Source organism: Lentzea atacamensis, assembly GCF_003269295.1.
Classification (GTDB): domain Bacteria; phylum Actinomycetota; class Actinomycetes; order Mycobacteriales; family Pseudonocardiaceae; genus Lentzea; species Lentzea atacamensis.
Genome location: NZ_QLTT01000002.1, coordinates 622,009 through 637,810, shown reverse-complemented (window position 1 = coordinate 637,810; position 15,802 = coordinate 622,009). Strand labels below are relative to the sequence as shown.

General features: G+C 69.7%; 19 protein-coding genes. 1 reads left to right on the top strand and 18 read right to left on the bottom strand.

The window, feature by feature from the left end:
* Window positions 1-4: 4 nt before the first annotated feature.
* The 16 genes from C8D87_RS11960 to C8D87_RS11885 all read right to left on the bottom strand — a co-directional run bounded on the left by C8D87_RS11960 (window position 5) and on the right by C8D87_RS11885 (window position 13,303).
* Window positions 5-562 carry a TlpA family protein disulfide reductase gene (locus C8D87_RS11960; RefSeq protein ID WP_112226686.1) on the bottom strand — a complete coding sequence of 186 codons (558 nt, stop codon included), beginning with the start codon at window positions 560-562 and terminating at the stop codon, window positions 5-7.
* Window positions 559-1,188 carry a histidine phosphatase family protein gene (locus tag C8D87_RS11955; RefSeq protein WP_109629000.1) on the bottom strand — a complete coding sequence of 210 codons (630 nt, stop codon included), beginning with the start codon at window positions 1,186-1,188 and terminating at the stop codon, window positions 559-561. The genes C8D87_RS11960 and C8D87_RS11955 overlap by 4 nt, the downstream gene beginning before the upstream one ends.
* On the bottom strand, window positions 1,185-2,480 hold the full coding sequence (gene hemL / locus C8D87_RS11950; RefSeq protein ID WP_112227051.1) for a glutamate-1-semialdehyde 2,1-aminomutase: 1,296 nt from the start codon (window positions 2,478-2,480) through the stop codon (window positions 1,185-1,187). The genes C8D87_RS11955 and hemL overlap by 4 nt, the downstream gene beginning before the upstream one ends.
* An 11-nt stretch (window positions 2,481-2,491) precedes the next feature.
* The gene (locus tag C8D87_RS11945) at window positions 2,492-2,848 is read right to left on the bottom strand and encodes a hypothetical protein (protein WP_146231337.1); all 357 of its coding nucleotides are present in this window, start codon (window positions 2,846-2,848) and stop codon (window positions 2,492-2,494) included.
* Window positions 2,849-2,853: 5 nt separating this feature from the next.
* The gene (locus C8D87_RS11940) at window positions 2,854-3,273 is read right to left on the bottom strand and encodes a DUF3093 family protein (protein ID WP_109629006.1); all 420 of its coding nucleotides are present in this window, start codon (window positions 3,271-3,273) and stop codon (window positions 2,854-2,856) included.
* Complete coding sequence (locus C8D87_RS11935; RefSeq protein ID WP_112226685.1) at window positions 3,273-4,019, bottom strand: hypothetical protein; 747 nt, start codon at window positions 4,017-4,019, stop codon at window positions 3,273-3,275. Before C8D87_RS11935 ends, C8D87_RS11940 begins: the two co-directional genes overlap by 1 nt.
* Entirely contained in the window at window positions 4,016-4,414 is a 399-nt protein-coding gene (locus C8D87_RS11930) for a hypothetical protein (protein ID WP_112226684.1), read from the bottom strand. The genes C8D87_RS11935 and C8D87_RS11930 overlap by 4 nt, the downstream gene beginning before the upstream one ends.
* Window positions 4,411-4,854: a hypothetical protein gene (locus tag C8D87_RS11925; protein ID WP_109629012.1), complete on the bottom strand. Its 444-nt coding sequence runs from the start codon at window positions 4,852-4,854 to the stop codon at window positions 4,411-4,413. The genes C8D87_RS11930 and C8D87_RS11925 overlap by 4 nt, the downstream gene beginning before the upstream one ends.
* Window positions 4,855-4,863: 9 nt before the next feature.
* Entirely contained in the window at window positions 4,864-5,376 is a 513-nt protein-coding gene (locus C8D87_RS11920; protein ID WP_112226683.1) for a hypothetical protein, read from the bottom strand.
* Window positions 5,361-6,335, bottom strand: coding sequence for a porphobilinogen synthase (gene hemB, locus C8D87_RS11915; protein ID WP_109629016.1), 975 nt, complete (start codon window positions 6,333-6,335; stop codon window positions 5,361-5,363). The genes C8D87_RS11920 and hemB overlap by 16 nt, the downstream gene beginning before the upstream one ends.
* A 71-nt stretch (window positions 6,336-6,406) precedes the next feature.
* Window positions 6,407-7,939, bottom strand: coding sequence for a bifunctional uroporphyrinogen-III C-methyltransferase/uroporphyrinogen-III synthase (locus tag C8D87_RS11910; RefSeq protein ID WP_109629018.1), 1,533 nt, complete (start codon window positions 7,937-7,939; stop codon window positions 6,407-6,409).
* Between the two features lie 18 nt (window positions 7,940-7,957).
* The gene (gene hemC, locus C8D87_RS11905) at window positions 7,958-8,893 is read right to left on the bottom strand and encodes a hydroxymethylbilane synthase (protein WP_109629020.1); all 936 of its coding nucleotides are present in this window, start codon (window positions 8,891-8,893) and stop codon (window positions 7,958-7,960) included.
* The gene (locus tag C8D87_RS11900; RefSeq protein WP_112226682.1) at window positions 8,890-10,206 is read right to left on the bottom strand and encodes a glutamyl-tRNA reductase; all 1,317 of its coding nucleotides are present in this window, start codon (window positions 10,204-10,206) and stop codon (window positions 8,890-8,892) included. The genes hemC and C8D87_RS11900 overlap by 4 nt, the downstream gene beginning before the upstream one ends.
* 37 nt (window positions 10,207-10,243) lie before the next feature.
* Window positions 10,244-10,996 carry a redox-sensing transcriptional repressor Rex gene (locus tag C8D87_RS11895; RefSeq protein ID WP_233439086.1) on the bottom strand — a complete coding sequence of 251 codons (753 nt, stop codon included), beginning with the start codon at window positions 10,994-10,996 and terminating at the stop codon, window positions 10,244-10,246.
* Window positions 10,997-11,161: 165 nt separating this feature from the next.
* Window positions 11,162-11,704, bottom strand: coding sequence for a fasciclin domain-containing protein (locus tag C8D87_RS11890; protein ID WP_112226681.1), 543 nt, complete (start codon window positions 11,702-11,704; stop codon window positions 11,162-11,164).
* Between the two features lie 129 nt (window positions 11,705-11,833).
* The gene (locus C8D87_RS11885; RefSeq protein ID WP_112226680.1) at window positions 11,834-13,303 is read right to left on the bottom strand and encodes a molybdopterin-dependent oxidoreductase; all 1,470 of its coding nucleotides are present in this window, start codon (window positions 13,301-13,303) and stop codon (window positions 11,834-11,836) included.
* A gap of 66 nt (window positions 13,304-13,369) precedes the next feature.
* On the opposite strand from C8D87_RS11885, the gene C8D87_RS11880 reads away from it, so the two are divergent.
* On the top strand, window positions 13,370-13,732 hold the full coding sequence (locus tag C8D87_RS11880) for a hypothetical protein (RefSeq protein ID WP_112226679.1): 363 nt from the start codon (window positions 13,370-13,372) through the stop codon (window positions 13,730-13,732).
* 4 nt (window positions 13,733-13,736) lie between these two features.
* Here the strand turns inward: C8D87_RS11880 and C8D87_RS11875 are convergent, their stop codons facing one another.
* On the bottom strand, window positions 13,737-14,633 hold the full coding sequence (locus C8D87_RS11875; protein WP_109629031.1) for an HAD family hydrolase: 897 nt from the start codon (window positions 14,631-14,633) through the stop codon (window positions 13,737-13,739).
* A gap of 41 nt (window positions 14,634-14,674) precedes the next feature.
* Complete coding sequence (locus tag C8D87_RS11870) at window positions 14,675-15,748, bottom strand: DUF5667 domain-containing protein (RefSeq protein WP_146771689.1); 1,074 nt, start codon at window positions 15,746-15,748, stop codon at window positions 14,675-14,677.
* Window positions 15,749-15,802 lie beyond the last annotated feature (54 nt).

Sequence of the window (15,802 nt, the reverse complement as noted above, 5' to 3'; positions counted from 1 at the left end):
GCCCTCACTCCTTGGCAAGCTCATCCAAAACCGGCTGAACATCGGAAGCAAGCACAGCCACCAAAAACACAGCCGCAACCCGATGCTGCTTATCCACCACAAAGGTGGAAGGAACAGTATTGGCCGGCACACCCTTAAAAACATTGATAAAACTACGAGAAGACCCGTCATAGATGGACGGGTAAGTCAACGACCGATCCCGCATGAAATCCTGCGGATGACTCTTGTCAGTCTCCTTGACATCAACACCAACAACCTGCGTGCCAGCATCAAACAGCTTCTGCATCTCGGGAGCCTCAGTCCGGCAAGGCCCGCACCAGGCCCCCCAAACGTTGATCACCACAGGCTTGCCCGCATAGTCAGACAGCCGAATGATCTTCCCGTCCTCCATCAGGGACTCCCCCTCAAGCCCGGTAAGCGGCTTCCGCTCAGAAGGCGCATACCGAATCTTGACCTGCCCTCCAGGAGCAACGAGGTAAAAGTCCCCACCCCCGACCTGAGCAGCATCCTTCCCAACGGTGCACCCGGAAAGAAGGAGCAACAGCACAAGCAGCCGCTTCATGCCCCGGTCACCCGAGGATTGGTGGCGCCGACCGGCTCGGAGTAAGCAATCCGCACCAGCTGCTCCCCCTCAAAGATCAACGAGGTCAACGAGGCGAGCGAGCACTCCCGACGACGGGGGTCGTGCCACATCCGCTTCCCCTCCAAGAACCGCCGCACGGTCCAAATGGGCAACTGATGCGAAACACAAACCGCTTCGTGCCCCTCAGCAGCAGCCCGAGCCTTCTGCACCGCCCCGAGCATCCGGTGGGCGATCTCGATGTACGGCTCCCCCCAGGACGGTCTGAAGGGGTTCACCAGCTTCGGCCAGTGCTGAGGCGACCGCAACGCCCCGTCGCCAACGGCAACCTTCAGCCCCTCGAACTGGTTGTCGGCCTCGATCAACCGCTCGTCCGTGGCCAGCTCCAGCCGATGCGAGTCGGCGATCGGAGCCGCAGTCTGCTGTGCCCGATCCAACGGCGAGGCCACGACGTGCGCGATGTCGTGGTCGGCGAGGTGCTCGGCCACGGTCAAGGCCTGCTTCTGCCCGCGTTCGGACAACCGGAACCCCGGGATCCGGCCGTAGAGAATCCCCGTGGGGTTGTGCACCTCACCGTGGCGGAGCAGATGGACGACGGTGCGGGTCACTGGCGAGCCTCCTTGGCAGCGCGAGCCGCGGCAGGCAGCGCGTCGGCGATCACGGCGAACTCCTCTTCACCCATGGCGGCGTTGACGAACCACGCCTCGTACGCCGACGGCGGGGCGTAGACGCCTCGTTCCAGCAGGGCGTGGAAGAACGGCGGGAAGCGCCAGGTCTCGCACGCCTGGGCGCCCGCGTAGTCCTTCACGTCGGAAGAACCGAAGAAGACGCTCACGAGGTTCCCGGCGAACTGCACGCGGTGCTCGACGCCCGCCTCGGTCAGGGCCGCGGTGAACAGCGAGCCCAGGCGCGTGGCGTTGCGGTTGAGGGCCTGGTAGACCTCCTCGTCCGCGGCACGGAGAGTCGCGAGGCCGGCCGCGACCGCGACTGGGTTACCGGACAGCGTGCCCGCCTGGTAGACGGGGCCGGAGGGCGCGAGGCGAGCCATCACGTCCGCGCGGCCGCCGAACGCCGCCGCGGGCAGGCCGCCGGACATGACCTTGCCGAACGTGTAGAGGTCGCCGCGCACGCGCTCGAGGCCGAACCAGCCGGCGCGGGAGACGCGGAAGCCGGTCATGACCTCGTCCATGATCAGCAGCGCACCGGAGGCGTCGCAGATCTCGCGCAGCTCGGCGTTGAAGGTGGGCAGCGGTGCGACCGCGCCCATGTTGCCCGCCGCGGCCTCGGTGATGACGCAGGCGATCTCGCCGGGGTTCTCCGCGAACGCCGCCTTCACGGCCTCGATGTCGTTGTAGGGCAGGACCAGGGTGTCCGCGGCCTGCGCGCCCGTGACGCCGGGCGAGGTGGGCAGGCCCAGCGTCGCGACGCCAGAGCCCGCCTGGGCCAGCAGCGCGTCCACGTGGCCGTGGTAGCAGCCGGCGAACTTGATGATCTTGCGTCGCTCGGTGAAGCCGCGCGCGAGGCGGATCGCGCTCATCGTGGCCTCGGTGCCCGAGTTGACCAGGCGGACCTGGCGCACCGGCTCGACGCGGTCGACGATCTCGGCCGCGAGCTCGATCTCACCCTCGGTCGGCGTGCCGAACGAGAGCCCGGACGCCGCCGCCTTCTGCACCGCCTCGACGACGGACGGGTGGGCGTGCCCGAGGATCATCGGGCCCCACGAGGCCACCAGGTCGACGTACCGGTTGCCGTCCGCGTCCCACAGGTGCGGTCCCTCGCCACGAACCATGAAGCGCGGGGTGCCGCCGACTGAGTGGAACGCCCGCACCGGAGAGTTGACCCCGCCGGGGGTCAGCGTGGAGGCGCGCTCGAACAGGGCCTGGGATCGACTCGCAGTCACGTACCCCAGTCTCACACGTCGGCTTCGGCGGCTTTCTGCGGCCGGGTGCGCAGGGCCAGCACGACCTGGCGCACGGCGTCGAGTGCGAGGATCACGGCCAGTGTGGCGGCGCCGGCCGCGGTGCCGAGCCAGTTGCCGTGGTAGCGCGTGGAGATCAGCGGCTCGCGGCCGTCGACCGGGTACGCGAGCTTCACGATGCCGCGGTTCCAGCACCACACGGCGGCCCACGTCAGCAGGACGATCGCGACGACCTCGCCCGCGGCGATGAGCCACCGCTTGGGCTGGTGCAGGCTCGGGCCGGCGGGCGGGGCGGGCTCCGGCTCCTCCACCACGGTCTCCGACTCCGGCTCAGTCACGGCCTCTGTCACGTTGCTCACCCTCTCACGACCCGGCGCAGGGCTGCGAGCAAGGCTTCCGGATCACGCGCCCACCCCAGCACCACCGTGCCGTCGAGCAGGCGCAGCGGCACCGCCGTCGTCCCCTTCGGCACCGACCAGCCGCCGCCGAGCACCCGCGCACCGGTCGGCGCACCGACGTCCTGACAGGCCTCGATCATCGCGACCGGCAGCTTCTCCCGCCCGAACTGGGCTTCCTCGGCCGTGAGCGCGACGCTGCCGGTCTTGACCCTGCCGTACACCCACAGGACAGCGCCGAGGGTCAGCCCGAGCCCCACGATCGTCCACAGCGCGACGGACGCGGGCCCGGTGATGAGCTCGACCAGGTAGCCGGCGACCGCGAACGCTGGTCCCCACAGGAGCGGCCACCAGCTGCTGCCGGATTCGCGGTACAGCACTACCGCACGAACTTGTTCGACGGCGGGAGGAACTGCAGCACCACGGCCGCGACGATCAGCCCCATCACGACGATGCTGATCGCCACGCCCGGCTGCCACACGTCCGCCGCCAGCGCGAAGAACATGATCGCGACCATCGACAGGAAGCCGAGCGCACCGAGGATCGTGAGCAGGATTCGCGCCCAGTTCTGACCGTTGCGCAGCACGACCGCGAACGCGACGTACGGCGCCGCGGCCACGAGCATCGCGAAGCCGAACATCAACGCCATGGCCCGCACGCCGAACTCGCCGGCCATGCGGTCCTCGGCGGTGACGAGCGACTCGTCCTGGCTGAGGAGGAACTCGGCGTTGGTGAGCAACAGCACCGGGAACACGGCGACGGAGAGCACCGCACCCGCGATCCAGATCCACATCGCGGCGGTGATCGTGGCGGGTCGCGGTGCCGACATCTCCTGCGGCAGCGCGGGCGCGAGCGGCGGCATGGGAAAGCCCATGTTGTTGACCGCCTGCACCTCGTAGGTGCCGTGCGACGCGCCCACGTTCTGGTAGGAGCCCGTCTGCGGGTTCTGCCATTGCGCGTGGTCGAGTGGTGGCGCCGGCTCGGGTGCGGGCGGCATCGGCAGACCCATCTGGTTCATCGCCTGCACCTCGTAGGTGCCGGCCGACGCGCCGTCGTAGGCCGGCCGGATTTGCGACTGCGGGTTGTCCGGGTTCTGCCACGGGCTGGGGTTCTGCGGATCGGTCACTGCTCACGCACCTCCGCCAGCCACTGTGCCGTACGCGCCTGCCACGTGAAGACGATCGCGACACAGATGAGCAGCAGAACGACCAGATTCGCCGTGGAGACCCCCACGAGCAGCAGCCAGATCATGTGCACGATCGAAACGACCGACAACGCGACGCGCGCCCAGTTCTTCCGCTTGACCAACAGCCGCGTCAGCAGGCCGTACAGCGCCGCGAAGATCACCGCCACGACGGTCAGCGCCACCAGGAAGTTCGTCACGTCGGCGGGCGGCCTGCCGCTCAGCCGCTCGATCTCACCGCGCTGGAACCACAGACCGGCAGTGGTGAACAGCACGAACACGGCGATCGCGAGCCACAGGCCGACCGCGATCCGCACGGACCGGGGAGCGTCGTTCACGTCAGCTGCTCGCGCTCGGTCAGGTAGTCGGTCGACTGCCGGAAGTAGAGCAGCACCAGACCCGCCATCGCGACCAGCGCCGCGACGACGGCGTACCCGTTCGCGATGAGCTGGAAGAACAGGTTGAGCAGCACCACGATCATCAGCCCGGTGCGGCTCTTCTTCGTCCCCGCCTTCACCTTGCCCGCGAACCACACGGCGAGCGCGGCCAGCAGCACGCTGATGGCCAGCGCGACGACGAGCGTCACCGTCGCCGACGTCTCGATCATCTCCCCGGTCAGCTTCGGGTCGGTGTTCCTGCTCTTGACGGCGTCGACCACGTCCTGCTTGTTGGCGAGCAGGAAGATCGACGCGAGCACGCTGAGCGCCACGCCGGCAACGACGAGCCAGTAGCCCGCGACGATCGTGCCGGGAGTGCCCGATTCCTTCGGAGACGTCACGGTCGGAACTTAGGACCGCTGGGAAGCGCTGTCCACCGTGACGCGCGTCCTGAAGTGCGCCGACACGCGGTACATCAGCACGATCGCGGTCGCGTCCAGCGCCGTCGTGACGACCGTGACGGCCAGGTCGACCGGCTGCATCGCGACCCCGAGATCAGCGGCGATCCCGCTGCCGGACGCCACCAGCCGGAACAGTCCGAACGCGACGGACGCGGCACCGAGGACCGTCAGCACGATCCTCGCCCAGTTGCGCCCGCGCGCCATCGTGTTCGCCAGCCGCGTGTACGCGAGAACGATCGCGGTCGCGATGAGCAGGCCGAACAGGATCCCGCCGTTGACGCCCGCGTCGATCTGGTCCTGGCCGAGCGCCGGGTTCTGCCTGCGCGCCTCGGCGATGAGCGTCTCGCGGTCGAAGAGCTGCGCGACGAACCGCACCACGCCGATGCCCGCGCTGGCGATCCACAGCCAGCGCGCGACATCGATCAGCTTCGGTACGCGTGCGGGTGTCAGCGGTCCAGCCACCGGGCGGCTTCCACTGCCCAGTAGGTCAGCACGATGTCCGCACCGGCACGCCGGATGGACGTGAGCGACTCGAGGATCGAGCGCTCGCGGTCGATCCAGCCGTTCGCGGCAGCGGCCTCGATCATCGCGTACTCACCCGAGATCTGGTACGCCGCAACGGGAACGTCCGAGATCTCGGCCACCGAACGCAGCACGTCCAGGTACAGCAGCGCCGGCTTGACCATGACCATGTCCGCGCCCTCGGCGAGGTCCAGCTGCACCTCGCGGATCGCCTCACGGCCGTTCGCGGGGTCCTGCTGGTAGGTCTTGCGGTCGCCGGCGAGCTGCGACTCCACGGCGTCGCGGAACGGGCCGTAGAACGCCGAGGCGTACTTGGCCGAGTAGGCGAGGACGCCGGTGTCGTGCAGGCCCGCCTGGTCCAAAGCGTTGCGGATGAAGGCGATCTGGCCGTCCATCATGCCGCTGGGACCGACGACGTGAGCACCGGCGCGCGCCTGGGCCACGGCCATCTCGCCGTAGACCTCGAGCGTGGCGTCGTTGTCGACCGTGCCATCGGCGGCGAGCACGCCGCAGTGGCCGTGGTCGGTGAACTCGTCGAGGCAGCAGTCCGACATCAGCACGGTGCTGTCGCCGAGCTCCGAACGGAGGTCGGCCAGCGCGGCGTTGAGGATGCCGTCCGGGTCGGTCGCTCCGGAACCGACGGCGTCGCGCTCGGCGGGCACGCCGAACAGCATGATGCCGCCGACACCGGCCTGCACGGCCTCGACCGCGGCTTTGCGAAGCGAGTCACGGGTGTGCTGCAGAACGCCGGGCATGCTGCCGATCTCGGCGGGCTGTGCCAGGCCTTCCTTGACGAACATGGGCAGCACGAGCTGCCTCGGGCGCACCTCGGTCTCGGAGACCAGGCGGCGCATGGCGGGCGTCGTACGCAGACGCCTCGGCCGGTGAAGTGGAAACACTGCGGGACTCCCTGTGGAGAGAGTCGAAGGGGCCATCCCAGGATCTCGGATGGCCCCGACGGCTTCATGAACTAGCTGCGGCGCAGACGCTTGGTCTTGCGCGGAGGAGGCAGCGCTCCCTCGGCGCGCAACCGGGCGGCGTGGGCGGCCAGCGCGTCGACCAGCGCGGGCACGTTCGCCTCCTCGGGCTGCACGTCGACCCGGAGGCCGAACTCCCGCGCCGTCTCGGCGGTCTGCGGGCCGATGCACGCGACGAGCGTGCGGGCGTGCGGCTTGCCCGCGATGCCGACCAGGTTCCGCACGGTCGACGACGAGGTGAAGCACACCGCGTCGAAGCCACCGGACTTGATCATCTCGCGGGTCTCGGCGGGCGGCGGGGCCGCACGCACGGTGCGGTACGCCGTCACGTCGTCGATCTCCCAGCCACGCTCGCGCAGGCCCGCGGCCAGCGTCTCGGTGGCGATGTCTGCCCGCGGCAGCAGCACGCGGTCGACCGGGTCGAGGATGTCGTCGTAGGGCGGGAAGTCGTTGAGGAGACCCTCGCTCGACTGCTCACCGGACGGCACGAGCTCGGGGATGATGCCGAACGAGCGCACCTTCGCGGCCGTGGCCTCGCCGACGCAGGCGATCTTCACGCCGGAGAACGCACGGGCGTCCAGACCGAACTCGCGGAACTTCTCCCACACCGCGCGGACGGCGTTGGTCGAGGTGAAGACGACCCACTGGTAGCGGCCGTCGACCAGGCCCTTGACCGAGCGCTCCATCTGCGCGGGGCTGCGCGGCGGCTCGACCGAGATCGTCGGCACCTCGACGGCGATCGCGCCGTGCGAGTGCAGACGCTCGCTCATCGCGCCGGCCTGCTCCTTGGTCCGCGGGACCAGCACGCGCCAGCCGTACAGCGCCCGCGACTCCCACCAGGAGAGCTTCGAGCGAGCGGCAGCGGCGGCACCGACCGTGACGACCAGCGGGCCGTTCAGCTCACCGGCGTCGGCGGCGACGGAGGCCAGCGTGGTGTCGATGGTGCGCTGCTGGAAACCGGTGCCCTCGGCGGTCACGGCGACCGGCGTCTGCGGCGCCAGACCGTTCTCGACGAGGTTCGACGCGGCCTCCGCGAGGTGCGAGCCGGTCGCGTGCAGCACGAGCGTGCCCGGCGAGGCCGCGAGGCCTGCCCAGTCGCTCACCGCGCGGACGTCGACCTCGGTGTGCACACCACCGAGCGCCACACCGGCGTAGGCGGGGACAGCGGTGCCGGAGGGCACGCCGGGAACGACGTCGAACGGGATAGTCGACTTCGCGACGGCCTGCGCTTCCTTCACGACCGAGTCGAGAGTGAGCGGGTCACCCGCGACGAGGCGGACGACGACCGCCCCGTTCTTCGCCTCCGTCACCAGGTCCTTGGCCACGTCGGCGGACTCCCCGACGGCGGGGCGGACCTCGACTCCCTCGGCCACGGTCGCGAGGACGTCCGCAGGGACGTCCGGGTCGGTGACCACGAGCTCCGCACGGGTGAGCAAGTCGTGGGCCCGGACCGTGAGCAGCCCGGTGTCGCCTGGGCCGGAGCCCACGAAGGCGATGCGTCCGGGGGTCTTGCGTGCGCGGGTCATCAGGGCACTCCCCATCGATTACGCCTCTGGGCCGCTGAGCACTGCGGCCCCGAGGTCGAGCAACTCGGCGGCCAGCGCCCGGCCGAGTCCCTCAGCTTCGGTCAAGTCACCGGTGGCGGACGCACGGAGGAGATCGTTCTCCGGCGTCGCGGCGACCCCGCGCAGAGAAAGCCGGTACACGACCTTCCCATCATCATCGAGGTCTTCCACCACATCGGCCAGCGCGCCGACCGGCGCGCTGCAGCCCGCCTCGAGCGCCGCCAGCATGGCGCGCTCAGCGGTCACAGCGGCCCGGCTGGCCGAATCGTCCAAAGTGGACTGGATCAGGTGCTCGGCGTCGACGTCGTCGACCCGGCACTCGACTGCCAACGCGCCCTGTGCGGGCGCGGGAAGCATCTGGATGGGCTCCAGCGTCTCGGTGATCTCGTCAGCGCGACCGAGGCGCGCGATGCCGGCACGGGCCAGCACCACGGCGTCGAGCTCTCCACTGCGGACCTTGCCGATGCGGGTGTCCACGTTGCCGCGCAACGGAACGACGTTCAGCCCGAGGCCGAGCGCCTCCAGCTGGGCGGCGCGGCGCGGGGACCCGGTGCCCACAGTGGACCCCGGCAGCAGCTCGCCGAGCGTGAGGCCGTCGCGCGCCACGAGGGCGTCGCGCGGGTCCTCGCGCTGGGGCACCGCCGCGAGCACCAGACGGGGGTCCGGCGCCGTCGGGAGGTCCTTGTAGGAGTGGACGGCGACGTCGATCTCACCGTTCGCCAGCGCGTCGCGCAGGGCGGACGTGAAAACGCCGATGCCGATCTGGGCGATGGGCGCGTCGGAGAGGTCACCCGGCGTCTTGATGACGACGATCTCGACCTGTGCTCCGGCAGCCTTCAACGCCTCGGCGACGGTCCCCGTCTGCGCGAGCGCCAGTGCGCTGCCACGGGTACCGATCCGTAGGGTGCGGGTCACCGCGTTTCACCATCCACTGAAGACTTCTTGGTCTGGCTGACGACCCCAGGCGTCTGGGGGTCGAGCCCGAACAGTTCGCGGAGAGCCTCCGCGTAGCCGGTACCACCGGGCGAGGACGCGAGCTCCTTCACCCTGACGGTCGGCGTGTGCAGGAGCTTGTCTACAACGCGGCGCACCGTCTTGGCCAATTCACCGCGTGTCGCGGCGTCCAGTTCGGGGAGTCGCGAATCAAGGCGGAGCAGCTCGGCGTCGACCACCTCGGCCGCCCGCTTGCGCAGCGCCGTGACGGTCGGGGTGACCTCGGCGGAGCGCTGGCTCGCGAGGTAGGCCTTGACCTCGTCGGCGACCAGCTGGGCCGCCAGCCGCGCGTCGTGGCCCGCCGGGGCGTCCGAGAGGCGCCGCTGGAGCGTTTCCAGGTCCACCACACGAACGTTCGGCAGCTCGGCCGCGGCCGGGTCGACGTCCTTGGGCAGGCCGAGGTCGCACATGACGAGCGGACGCGACCGCGTGCTGATCATGTCCGCGCGGACGACGGTGTCGACCGACCCGGTGCACGCGAAGACGATGTCCGCGAGATCGATTTCGCCGGCCAGGCGACCGAGGTCGACGGCCGTCGCGGGGACACCGTCGGCCTGCAGGGACGTGGCCAACCGCACACCGTTCGCCTGCGTCCGGTTGGCGATGACGACCTCGCCGATGCCCGCCCTGCGCAGGTGCGCGGCGGCCAGGCCACCCATGGCACCGGCGCCGACGAGCAGCGCGCGCTTGCCCACGAGGGTGCCCAGCGCGGCCTCGGCGTCGCCGAGCGCCTCGGACACGACCGACGCGCCCGCATGGTCGATGCCCGTCTCGGTGTGCACGCGCTTGCCGACGCGCAGCGCGTTCTGAGTGAGCTCGTGGACGGTCCTGCCGACGGTGCCCGCCTCGTCCGCCGCCGCGTACGCACCGCGCAGCTGGCCGAGGATCTGGGACTCGCCGACGACCATCGAGTCGAGGCCCGCCGCGACGGAGAACAGGTGCTCCACGGCCGCGGCGGCGTAATGCACGTAAAAGTGCTCGTAGAGCGACTGCGGGTCGACCTGGGCGTGCTGCGCGAGCACGTCGACGACCTCGGACATACCGCCGTGGAACGACTCGACGACGGCGTAGACCTCGACCCGGTTGCAGGTCGACAGGACCATCGCCTCGGAGACGCTGGGGGCGGCGAGGAGCTGACCGAGAACCTTGGGCAGGTTCGGCTCGGCCACGGTGACGCGTTCGAGGACCGGGACCGGGGCGGTGCGGTGCGACAGACCGACTACGAGCACACTCATGCACTCACCACGTCTGCCGGAGCCGTCTGGCTCACGCTCACGGGCGAATCACCATCCCGTCCACACCGAGTCCGTTGCCGACCGAGACGCTGGCAGCCTCGTCCGCACGTCGAGCGACGTGGAACGACAGGATCTGCATCTCAACCGCCAAGTCAACCTTGCGCACCTCGACGTTGTCTGGAACCTGAAGGACAACTGGTGCAAAGTTCAGAATGCACTGGACGCCCGCAGATACCAAACGGTCGCAAACCGACTGAGCGGCGGGCGGCGGCGTCGCGATCACGCCGATCGAGACCTCGCGCTCCAGGCAAACGGCGGTGATGTCGTCGATGTGACTGACCGGAATGCCCCCAACAGGCACTCCGATGAGATCGGCGTCGACGTCGAAGAGGGCGGTGACCGGAAAGCCGCGGCCGGGGAACCCTCCGTAGTTGGCCAGAGCGTGACCAAGGTTACCGATGCCGACGACCGCGACGGAGTGGTTGCGGGTGAGCCCGAGGATGCGCTCGATGTGGCTGACGAGGACCTCGACGTCGTACCCGACACCCCTCGTGCCGTACGACCCGATGTAGCTCAGGTCCTTGCGGAGTTTCGCAGCGTTGACGCCGGCGGCCTGGCTCAGCTCCTCGCTGGAGACGGCCGTCACGCCCTGGTCGGCCATGCCGGACAACACGCGGAGGTACACGGCGAGCCTGGCCACGGCCGCCTCGGGGATCGCGCGGGCGCGCTCCCTGTCGGCAGGCTCCAGAGGGGTGGCGGTCGTCTCACCTTCGCCCCGCTGTGATGCCACGCTCTCCGACCTCCGGGTGTGCTTCACCGCAGGGACCCCGCGGCGTTGGTGATACCCACACCGTACCGCTTGTGAACGCATGCACAAAGTCGGCGCTTTCGACCCCCGAGACCAGTGACAGCGCTGGTCACAGGGCGTGACCAGCGCTGTCACGGCTCTTGATCACTACGGAGTGAGCACCTTGCCGATCACGAACACGGTGGCGTTCTTGGTCGGGATGTTGCCGCACAGCACCGGCGCGCCGTTCACCGTGAGGTTGTCACCGGATCCCGCGATGGTGACGTCCTGACCTGCGAGCGTCTTGACGGTCTTCGCGGCCTCCAGGCCCTTCGCGTCGTAGCGCATGGGCACGACGTGGTACTGCAGGATCGGCGTGAGAGCCGCCGGGTTGCCCGCAATCTCCTGGAACTTGGCGTCGCCCAGCTCGGCGAAGGCGGGGTCGGCCGGCGCGAACACGGTGATCGCCCGCTGCGAGTTCAGCGTGTCGGCCAGGTTGGCCGCCTTGACCGCCGCGACCAGCTTGGTGAGCAGCGGGTTGTTGCTCGCGGCCGTGGCCACCGGGTCCTCTGCCATGCCGTTGAGCGAGCCCTTGCCGCCCTGCGGAACACCGGCACATCCGGGACCGAAGACGTCGCTCGTCCTGGTCATGCCCATGGCGGCTTCGCTCGTGGTGGTCGGGGTGTTCGTCGTCGTGCCGGGCTGGTCCATGCCGCTGCAGGCCGCCAGACCCGCGATTGCTATCGCAAATACACCTGCGAGGGTCTTTCGCACTTTCGATCACTCCCTGAATGTCCTGGACCTGTCTGCCCAACATTCGGAGTGAGTCCGGATTTGGTTCTAGCCGACGGTGAAAGAAATCGAATGCCACCCGGTGGCGCCATCCGGAATGGGGTCCAGCCGCGCCTGATCCTGGGTATAACCGCTTTTGTCGGTGGCCCTGCACTCGACCGTGTGACTACCGGGCTTCAAGTCCAGCTCGATCCGCCACATCCGCCACGTGCTGTCGCTGACGTCCGCGCCCAGCTCGGCTTCCTGCCACGGCCCGCCGTCCGCCCGGACCTCCACCTTGGCCACGCCCTTCGGCTGCGCCCACGCCGTGCCCGCGACGACAGTCCTGCCCTGGACCTTGCTCAGCCCCTTGGGCCGGTCGATTCGCGACATCGTTTTGATCGGCGCCCTGGTTGCCCACCCGCGCGGAATCCAGTAACCCTGCTCTTTCGCGAACGTGGTGACGTTGAGGTCGGTCACCCATTTGGTCGCCGAAACGTAGCCGTACAGCCCCGGCACCACGAGCCGCGCGGGGAATCCGTGTTCCGCCGGGAGCGGTTCGCCGTTCATGCCGATCGCGATGAGGCCGCGCTCGAGGACGTGATCGAGCGGACTGCCTGCCGTGAAGCCCTCGTCGCTGGTGCTGAACAGCTGGTCCGCGCCGGCTTTCACCCCGGCTTCCCGCAGCACGTCACCGATCTTGATGCCGATGAACTTCGCGGTGGAGATGTACGGCCCGCCCACCTCGTTGGAGACGCAGGTCAGCGTGACGGTCTCCTCGACGAGGTCGCGCCGGCGGATCTCGTCGAACGTGAGGACCGTCGGCCGCTCGACCATGCCGTGGACCCTCAGGGCCCACTCCTCCGCACGGATGCGCGGGACGCTGAGCGCGGTGTCGATGCGGTAGAAGTCCTTGTTGCTCGTGATGAAGCTCGGGGTGCCGTCCCCGACGAAGTCGGCGTTGATCGGCACCTCGGGTGCCGGAGTCGCCGGCTTCAGCTCGCCGATGGCCTGGCGCGACCCTTCGACGTCGGTGCGGCTCCCCAAGACCTGGCCCGCGATGCCCGCCACGGCCGCGAGTCCGGCGGTGACGAGGAAGTCGCGCCGGGTCTCGCTCTCCTCGGTCTCCTTGTGCAGGTGGCGGAACACGAAGACGCCCGCGGCGAGGCTCGCCAGCGGTGCGAGAACGCTGAGCTGTCCGGCGTCCGGCCTGTTCAGCACGGCCACGACGCCCACCAGGCCGAGCACGATCGCGACCACGGTGCCGGGGGTGGGCGTCGTGCGGCTGACCAGGCCGGCCGCGACGCCGACGCCCGCGAGGACGACCGCCATGCCGATGAGCAGGACGAGCTTGTCGTGGGTGCCGAACGTGCTGACCGCGAAGTCCTTCAGCCAGGACGGGGTGAGGTCGATCGCGGCGTTGCCCACAGCCAGGTAGGGGGAGGCGGACAGGCCCACGAAGGCCGCCACCAGGTGCCCGGCCGCCAGCGCGGCGATGATCGCGAGCAGACCGGTGAGTGCTGCCTTGGCGGGCTTCATGCCTCTAATTCGACACCGATGAGCCCTTGGTTCGCCTGAGCTGTAAGGCCCTGGTAATCAGTTCACGTGACCGACTGGCCCGCCTGGGACGAGGGCGAGTACCTGGAGTACCTGGAGACCGAGCGGGCGCACTTCGCGTGGGCGATGCGGCACTACGGCGGCCTGCCCGCGGACGAGGCTCGGCAGGCGGCGGCCGAGTTCTACGAGTACGAGGCGCCGGACGCGCCGTTTCGCGGGCTCGTGTTCCACGATCTCGCCTGGAAGTGGGCGATGGAACGGATCATGGCCGACTGCGACCACCCGTGCTGGCGCACGCACCCGGTGCCGGAACCGCCGCCGGACTACCCCGGGTACATCGCGCGGGAGAGCGTGCCGCAGCCGACAGCGACCGAGCTGGACGCGCTGCGGCGCAAGCTGCGCGGCACCTGACCTGCTACTTCACCCGGCGGCGGTACGCCAGCGTCGCCGCCACCGCCCCCGCCAGCGCACCCGCGCCCAGCACCGACGGCACGCCGATCTTGGCCGCCTTCCGCCCCGTTCTGAAGTCGCGGATCTCCCAGCCCTTGCGGCGCGAGATCTCCCGCAGCTGCGAGTCCGGGTTCACCGCCACGGCCGTGCCCACGACCGAGAGCATCGGGACGTCGTTCGACGAGTCCGAGTAGGCCGTGCACCGGCGCAGGTCGAGACCTTCCTTGGCGGCCAGCGAGCGGACCGCCTGCGCCTTGGCCTTGCCGTGCAGCAGGTCGCCCACGAGACGGCCGGTGTAGACGCCGTTCTCCGACTCGGAGACCGTGCCCAGCGCACCCGTGAGGCCCAGGCGGCGGGCGATGATCTGAGCCAGCTCGACGGGCGTGGCGGTGACGAGCCACACGCGCTGACCTGCGTCGAGGTGCATCTGGGCCAGGGCCTGGGTGCCCTTCCAGATGCGGTCGGCCATCAGCTCGTCGTAGATCTCCTCGCCGAGCGAGACCAGCTCGGCGACGCTGCGGCCCGCCACGAAGGACAGGGCCTGCTCCCGGGAGGCCTTGACCGACTCCGGGTCCTCGCGGCCGCCCACGCGGAACTTCAGCTGCTGCCAGACGAAGCCCGCCAGGTCGGACGACGAGAAGTACTTGCGCGCGGCGAGGCCGCGGGCGAAGTGGAAGATCGACGCGCCCATCATCATCGTGTTGTCGACGTCGAAGAACGCGGCCGCGGTCAGGTCTGTGGGCACCGCGAGTGAGGCTTCGAGCTCTGGCGCCGCGGCGGCAGCCTGCACCGCCGCCTCAGCCGATGCCTCGCCGGCCAGCACGGCCAGCCGGTCGGTCTCCACCTCACGCTTACTTGCCATGTCACAAGCCTAGCGATCAGGCCGGATCGGAAACCCTCGACTCAGCCGAATCTGATGCCGGGCAGCAACGGCAGCGAGATGGTGGGCAGCGGCAGAGGCAGCGGGATCGTGATCTCCGGCTTGCCGGAGGTCGGCGGCGTGGACGTGCCCGGCTGCGACGACGGCGGCACCGGGGTGCCCGGCTGCACAGGCTGGGTGGGCTGGCCGGACGGCACGGTCGACGGAGCGGGCTGGCCGGAGGGCGTCGGCGCGACCGAGGACGGGTCGCGGCGGGACGACGAGTTCGGGTCCGTCGCCGCCGAGGCGCACTCGTCCTTGGACGGCAGCGGGCCCAGCGTGTCGGAGGAACCGCTGACCACGGAGGCGCAGCCGGAGCGCGCGGCCAGGTCGTGGGCGCGCTGGGCGATGCTCGCGAGCAGCCACATCGTGGTGTCGGCGTGCGGTCCGGCCTCTCCTGGCAGGCGGGGGCGCAGCGTGCCGAGCTTCACGTACTGGGCCAGCGCCCAGTCGCGCAGCGCCGGCAGCGCCTTCTCGTCGGACGAGGTCGCGTACGTCGTGAACTGACGGGCGCCCTCCACCGCGTCGGTGTTCAGGTCGGCCAGGGCCGTGAGCTGGGCGGACTCGCCGGACGCGCGGTCGGCCAGCGTCTCCATGTCGGTGACCCGGGACGCCGCGAACTCCAGGTGCTTCAAAGCGCGCGACTCGTCGTCGAAGGTCAGGCCGAGCGATGCGCTTTCGGTGGTGCGTTTGACGCCGTAGAGCGGGTCTCCCGGGAGCGCGTCACGGCTGAGCAGCACACTCATGCCTCCGAGCGACATCAGCAGGCAGAGCACGGCGGCCGCTGCGACTGCTAATCGTGCGCGCGCTCCCACGCGTCTTACCGACGAGAGGACCAGCGGCTTCTCGGGCGGGGGCGCGGTCAGGATGCGCTGTTTCATGCGCGCACGGGTCTCGGCGTCGGGGCCGACGTCCATGCCCCTGAGCAGTTCGACGATCGCCAGGTCGTCGGCGAGGTCGGAGTCCCTGCCGACCGGCTGCGGACCGCCTTCCACCGCACGAGCGAACCGCTCGTGCTCTGTGTGCCGCCACCGCGGTGTGCTTCCCTTACCGTCCATCTCAGCCCGAGTAACGAAGTTGATCTGCCTTGGGTTACGCCTCTGCGATCACGA